Origin of the sequence: Allobosea sp., assembly GCF_030694325.1 — a bacterium.
In the GTDB taxonomy this organism is placed as follows: domain Bacteria; phylum Pseudomonadota; class Alphaproteobacteria; order Rhizobiales; family Beijerinckiaceae; genus Allobosea.
Genome location: NZ_JAUXYO010000163.1, coordinates 1 through 6,364, shown reverse-complemented (window position 1 = coordinate 6,364; position 6,364 = coordinate 1). Strand labels below are relative to the sequence as shown.

Here is a 6,364-nt window from a genome sequence, read left to right as displayed (position 1 = left end):
GACTTCGACGGCGACCAGATGGCCGTCCACGTTCCGCTGTCGCTCGAGGCCCAGCTTGAGGCTCGCGTGCTGATGATGTCGACCAACAACATCCTGCACCCGGCGAACGGCCTGCCGATCATCGTGCCGTCGCAGGACATCGTGCTCGGCCTGTACTACCTGTCGATCGTCTCGGACGGCGAGCCGGGCCAGGGCAAGGTCTTCGGTGACTTCGGCGAGCTCGAATACGCGCTGCACGAGAAGGTCGTGACGCTGCATTCGAAGATCAAATACCGCTGGACCGGCGTCGGCCCCGACGGCCAGCCCTTCACCAAGATCTACGACACCACGCCCGGCCGCGTGATCCTGTCGACCGCGCTGCCCAAGCACGCGGCGATGAGCTTCGACGTCACCAACAAGCTGATGACGAAGAAGGAAATCCAGGGGATGATCGACGCCGTCTACCGCGGCTGCGGTCAGAAGGAGTCGGTGATCTTCTGCGACCGCATCATGTCGCTGGGCTTCACCCACGCCTTCAAGGCGGGCATCTCCTTCGGCAAGGACGACATGGTCGTGCCGGAGAACAAGTGGGAGATCGTCGACACGACCCGCGCGCTCGCCAAGGATTACGAGCAGCAGTACCAGGACGGCCTGATCACCCAGGGCGAGAAGTACAACAAGGTCGTCGACGCCTGGGCGAAGTGCTCCGACAAGCTCGCCCAGGAGATGATGGCCCGCATCTCGACCGTGAAGAAGGACGAGCACGGCCGCGACAAGCCGATCAACTCGATCTACATGATGAGCCATTCGGGGGCGCGCGGTTCGCCGGCGCAGATGAAGCAGCTCGCGGCGATGCGCGGCCTGATGGCCAAGCCGTCGGGCGAGATCATCGAATCGCCGATCATCTCGAACTTCAAGGAAGGCCTGGACGTGCTCGAGTACTTCAACTCGACGCACGGCGCCCGCAAGGGTCTGGCCGACACCGCGCTCAAGACGGCGAATTCGGGTTATCTCACCCGCCGTCTCGTCGACGTGGCGCAGGATGCCATCATCTCCGAGACGGATTGCGGCTCGGACAACGGCATCAAGATGCGCGCCATCATCGATGCGGGCCAGGTCGTGGCGTCGCTCGGCATCCGCATCCTGGGTCGTTCGGCGGCCGAGGACGTGACGGATATCGACGGCAACGTCCTCGTCCCGAAGGGCACGATGATCGACGAGGCCCATATCGAGAAGATCAACGCCGCCGGTATCCAGGAGGTGAAGATCCGCTCGGTGCTGACCTGCGAGACCAAGAACGGCGTCTGCGCGACCTGCTATGGCCGCGACCTCGCTCGCGGCACGCCGGTCAACATGGGCGAAGCCGTCGGCGTCATCGCGGCGCAGTCGATCGGCGAGCCGGGCACGCAGCTGACCATGCGCACCTTCCACATTGGCGGCGCGGCCACCATCGCCGACCAGTCCTTCACGGAGTCGAACTTCGAAGGCACGGTCAAGATGCGCAACCGCAACGTGGCGCGGAACTCGGATGGCGATCTGATCGCGATGGCGCGCAACATCGCCATCGTCATCGTCGGGCCGGACGGCGCCGAGCGGGCGGTCCATCGCGTCCAGTTCGGCTCGAAGCTGCGGGTCGACGAGGGTGACAAGGTCAAGCGCGGCCAGCGCCTGATCGAGTGGGATCCCTATTCCCGCCCGATCCTGGCCGAGGTCGACGGCACCGTCGGCTTCGAGGACCTGGTCGACGGCATGTCGATCACCGAGACGACCGACGAGGCGACCGGCATCTCCAAGCGCGTCGTCATCGACTGGCGCGGCTCGGCCCGGACCTCGGACCTGCGCCCGGCGCTGACCGTGCATGGGCCGGACGGCAAGGTGGCGAAGCTCGCCCGCGGTGGCGAAGCCCGTTACATCCTGCCGGTCGAGGGCATCATCTCGGTGGAGCCGGGGGCCTCGATCAAGGCGGGCGACGTGCTGGCACGTGTCTCGACCGACTCGGCCAAGACCCGCGACATCACCGGCGGTCTGCCGCGGGTGGCGGAGCTGTTCGAGGCCAGGCGTCCGAAGGATGCCGCGATCATCGCCGAGAAGTCCGGCGTGATCGGCTTCGGGAAGGACTACAAGAACAAGCGGCGCGTCACGCTCACCCCGCATGACGGCTCCGAGGTGCTCGAGTACCTGATCCCGAAGGGCAAGCACATCCATCTCCAGGACGGCGACGTCGTGGAGACGGGCGACTACATCCTCGACGGCAACCCGGCCCCGCACGACATCCTGGCGATCAAGGGCGTCGAGGAGCTGGCGGCTTATCTGGTGAACGAGATCCAGGAGGTCTATCGCCTCCAGGGCGTCGGCATCAACGACAAGCACATCGAGGTCATCGTCCGGCAGATGCTGCAGAAGGTCGAGATCACGGATGGCGGCGATACCGACATCCTGACCGGCGACCAGGTCGACCGGATCGAGCTGCAGGAGATCAACGCGAAGATGAAGGAAGAGGGCAAGAAGCCCGCCTCCGGCGTCCCCGTGCTGCTCGGCATCACCAAGGCCTCGCTGCAGACCCGCTCGTTCATCTCGGCGGCCTCGTTCCAGGAGACCACCCGCGTCCTCACCGAGGCGGCGGTCAACGGCAAGTACGACACGCTGGAAGGCCTCAAGGAGAACGTCATCGTCGGCTCGCTGATCCCGGCCGGCACCGGCGCACAGGTCGCCCGCATCAAGCAGGTGGCCACGCGTCGTGACGATCTCATCGTCGGCCAGAAGGCGGATGCGGCGGCCAAGGCCGCGGCCACCGCCGCCAAGGCGGTCGAGGCGGCTCTGCCTGCAGCGGAGTAACCTCCGCGCGAGAGCGCGATAGCTGGATCAGGGCCGCCCTTCGGGGCGGCCCTTTTTTCATGGTGCGGGCGTGATCGGCGGCAAGCCGCGCAGAGACGCCGCCCTGCGCAGCTCCGTGAGGAACAGCGCCGTGACGGGTGGCAGGGCGCCGCTGCTGCGACGGATGATCACCAGGCTCCGACGCCAGGCGAAGGCCTCGCCGTCGAGGCAGCTGAGTATCCCGGCGCGGATTTCCTGCTGGACGACGTCATGGGGCAGGACCGTCAGGAAGTCGGTCGAGGCGACGAGGCGGGTGAGGACGTGGACCGAGCTGGTCTCGGCATTGGGTCGCGGCGGTTCGAGGCCCTGGCGCAGGAACATCTCCCGAAAGCCGAAGGCGATTACATTGCCTTTGGGCGCCATCGCCCAGGGATAGCCGAGCAGGTCTGCGGCCATCGGCGGAGGGCGGCCCTCCGAGAGGAGCGGATGCGTCGCGGACAGGACGACGCCGACCCGGTCCTCGTAGAAGGGGGTGACGAGCAGGCCCGGCTCGACAGGCTCGTCCAGCCGCCCGGAGACGACGATGTCGACCTCGCCGCGGCCGAGCGCAGCGCGCAGCTGTTCGCCCGTGCCCTCGCGAATGCGGATCAACGCTCCCGGCGACTGGCCGATCACCCGGTTGACGGCGAAGGGGAGCACCGTCGTGGTCGCGCTAGGGACGACGCCGATGCTGGCGAGGCCCCGCCCGGCGCCGCGCAACTCGTTGATCTCGGCGACGGCGCGTCCCGCTTCCGCGGCGATCGCCTCGGCATGGGGCAGGAGGGTCTGGCCGTAGAGCGTCGGCTCCACGCCGCCCGCGTGACGGATGAAGAGGGGGACGCCCAGCCGCTTTTCGAGGGCCGCGATCTTTCGGCTGAGCGCAGGCTGCGACATGCCGACGAAGGCGGCTGCCTTGCCTATGCTGCGAAAGCGGGCAACCGCGAGAAAGGCTGCCATCGTGCGATGCTCAAGGGTCATGTCGAATGGTTATGGGTATGCATCGGTTTTGCAATAGCGCCGGGCCCGAACCGGCCCCTAGTCTCGTCTCTGCTGTCCCTTGAGCGAGGTCGAACCGATGCCCAACCGCCGTGAGTGCCTCGCCCTTCTCGCAAGCGCCGGCCTCACGCCGGTGCTGGGACGAGCCGCCTGGGCCCAAGCCTGGCCCGCCAGACCCATCCGCATCGTCGTTCCGTTTCCAGCCGGCGGCAGCGCCGACGTCTCGGCGCGCCTGATCGGCGACGCGCTGCGCGATGCGCTGGGGCAGGGCACCGTGGTCGAGAACAAGCTCGGTGCCGGAGGCAATCTGGCCGCGACCGATGCGGCGCGCTCTGCGCCGGACGGGTACACGCTGTTCGTCGGCACGAACGGCACGCAGACGATCAATGGCAGCCTCTATCGCCGGTCCGGCTTCGACCCGGTCAAGGACTTCACGCCGATCGGGCTGGTCTGGGAGTCACCCAACCTCGTCGTCGTCAACAAGGACCTCCCGGTCAACTCCGTCGCCGAACTGGTGGCCTATGCCAAGGCCCGTCCCGATGCGCTGAGCTTCGGATCGTCCGGCATCGGCTCGCCGACCCATCTCGCGGCGGAGCTGTTCAAGGCCCAGACGGGCGCGCCGATGACCCATGTGCCCTATCGCGGCCAGGCGCCCGCCATCACCGACCTGCTCTCGGGGCAGTTGCAGGTGATGTTCCCGCTGGTGCCGGACATTCTCGTGCATCTCCAGTCCGGCGCGGTGAAGGCGCTGGGGATCGCCGCACCGGCGCGCTCCGATATCCTGCCGGCCGTGCCGACGATGGCGGAGGCGGGCGCGCAGGGCGTAGTGGCTTCGGCCTGGATCGGACTGTTCGCGCCGGCCGGGCTCGAAGCCTCGATCCGCGCCCGGCTCGAGCGCGAACTCGCACAGATCCTCGGCAAGCCCGGATTCGTGCAGCGACTGCGCGAGCTGGGCGTCGCAGTCCAGCCCGTGTTCGGGGACGCCTTCGTCGAGAAGATGAACAGCGAACGAGCCCACTGGGCCAAGCTGATCGGTGACCTCGGCGTCAAGATCGATTGATCCATGCCGTCGCAGTCCGTGTCGAAGCCCGTCTATCTCCACTATACGCAGGAGGAGCTCGATCGCTGTTACGATCAGCGCGTCTGGGCTCCCAATGCGGCGGCGGTGATCGCCCGCTACGACGAGGAGAGCGCCCGGGCACGTGCCGCCCTTCGGCATCACGCCGATGTTCCCTATGGGGCTCATCCCGCGCAGCGGCTGGATCTGTTCCCGCCCGGTGGGGCCGGGGCGCCGGTTCACCTGCATCTCCACGGCGGCGCCTGGCGCGCGCTGGACAAGGAGGATGTCTCCTTCGTCGCCCCGCCACTGGTGGCGACCGGAGCACTCGTCGTGATCCCCGGCTTCTCCAACCTGCCCGAGGTCCGGCTGCCCGACATAGTGGCGCAGCTGCGCGAGGCGGTCGCCTGGGTGTGGAACCATGTGGCGGACCATGGCGGAGACCGCGATCGCATCACGATCTCCGGGCATTCGTCGGGCGCCCATCTGGCTGCTGTGCTCCTGACCACGGATTGGGAGCCTTTCGGCCTGCCGGACGATGTCCTGAAGGGCGGCTTCTGCCTGAGCGGCAGCTATGATCTCGGGCCGGTGATGCTCAGCTCGCGGCGCCTCTATATCGACATCGACGCGCAGGAGGAGCAGCAGCTCTCGCCGCTCCTGCATGTCGAGCGCCTGCGGTGTCCCGTGATCGTCGGACTGGGCGAGGGGGAAAGCCCCGAGTTCAGGCGGCAGGGCGCCGCGTTTGCGACGGCGGTGGAACGCAGCGGGGGCCGGCTTGCCAGGCTCGAATGCGCCGGGCTAAATCATTTCGAGGTCGCGCTCGAGCTCGCCGACGCCCGAACCCCTGCGTCAACTGCGCTCGAAGGGCTGGTTCATGGCGCGTTTCGCGAGAAACGGGCTTGACGCGAATCTATCCCCGAGTCATAAGCGCGCCACTGTCGGTGGTTGTCGGACACGTATGTCGCCTTAAGCCTTTGTTGCTGGCGAATTTCGCGGCCGAAACTCCACCGGAATTCCAGCGTCGATTGACGACATGGCAGGATGCATGAACGCGGCGCAATCCGTGTTCCTCTGCTGGCGAACGCGCCTGAGGCACCCCGAGGGGAGCCGACGGCGCGGCTTCGTTTGTGCCATGGCAACGATCGGTCTGGGCCGAGATTTTAGCGATTTCCAAACGCTCAATGGGAGCGAGAGGCCAGAATGCCGACAATCAGCCAGCTCATTCGCAAGCCGCGTTCGCCGGTCAAGGCGCGCAACACCGCTCCGGCGCTGGAGTCCTGCCCGCAGAAGCGTGGCGTGTGCACCCGCGTCTATACGACGACCCCGAAGAAGCCGAACTCGGCGCTCCGCAAGGTCGCCAAGGTGCGCCTGACCAACGGCTTCGAAGTGATCGGCTACATCCCGGGCGAGGGGCACAACCTCCAGGAGCACTCGGTGGTCATGATCCGCGGGGGCCGCGTGAAGGACCTTCCCGGCGTG

At 67.0% G+C, this 6,364-nt stretch carries 5 protein-coding genes; 4 read left to right on the top strand and 1 reads right to left on the bottom strand.

What is annotated here, in order from left to right:
• Positions 1-2,814 (top strand): DNA-directed RNA polymerase subunit beta' (locus Q8M82_RS10260; protein ID WP_305691267.1); only part of this gene is annotated, 2,814 nt, incomplete at its 5' end.
• 57 nt (positions 2,815-2,871) lie between these two features.
• On the opposite strand, the gene Q8M82_RS10255 is transcribed toward Q8M82_RS10260, so the two are convergent.
• Positions 2,872-3,789: a LysR family transcriptional regulator gene (locus Q8M82_RS10255; RefSeq protein ID WP_305691266.1), complete on the bottom strand. Its 918-nt coding sequence runs from the start codon at positions 3,787-3,789 to the stop codon at positions 2,872-2,874.
• A 118-nt stretch (positions 3,790-3,907) separates the two neighbouring features.
• Here Q8M82_RS10255 and Q8M82_RS10250 point away from each other — a divergent pair, with 118 nt between their 5' ends.
• The 3 genes from Q8M82_RS10250 to rpsL form a co-directional block, all read left to right on the top strand.
• Positions 3,908-4,888, top strand: coding sequence for a Bug family tripartite tricarboxylate transporter substrate binding protein (locus tag Q8M82_RS10250; protein ID WP_305691265.1), 981 nt, complete (start codon positions 3,908-3,910; stop codon positions 4,886-4,888).
• 3 nt (positions 4,889-4,891) lie between these two features.
• Entirely contained in the window at positions 4,892-5,788 is an 897-nt protein-coding gene (locus Q8M82_RS10245; protein WP_305691264.1) for an alpha/beta hydrolase, read from the top strand.
• A 297-nt stretch (positions 5,789-6,085) separates the two neighbouring features.
• Positions 6,086-6,364, top strand: a 279-nt coding sequence (gene rpsL, locus Q8M82_RS10240) for a 30S ribosomal protein S12 (RefSeq protein WP_305691263.1), incomplete at its 3' end; no start/stop codon positions are given.

Bases quoted from the DNA above. Each gene is read 5' to 3' on its own strand.
- Q8M82_RS10245 (WP_305691264.1), top strand. From the start codon at position 4,892: ATGCCGTCGCAGTCCGTGTCGAAGCCCGTCTATCTCCACTATACGCAG.
- Q8M82_RS10250 (WP_305691265.1), top strand. From the start codon at position 3,908: ATGCCCAACCGCCGTGAGTGCCTCGCCCTTCTCGCAAGCGCCGGCCTC.
- Q8M82_RS10255 (WP_305691266.1), bottom strand. From the start codon at position 3,789: ATGGCAGCCTTTCTCGCGGTTGCCCGCTTTCGCAGCATAGGCAAGGCA.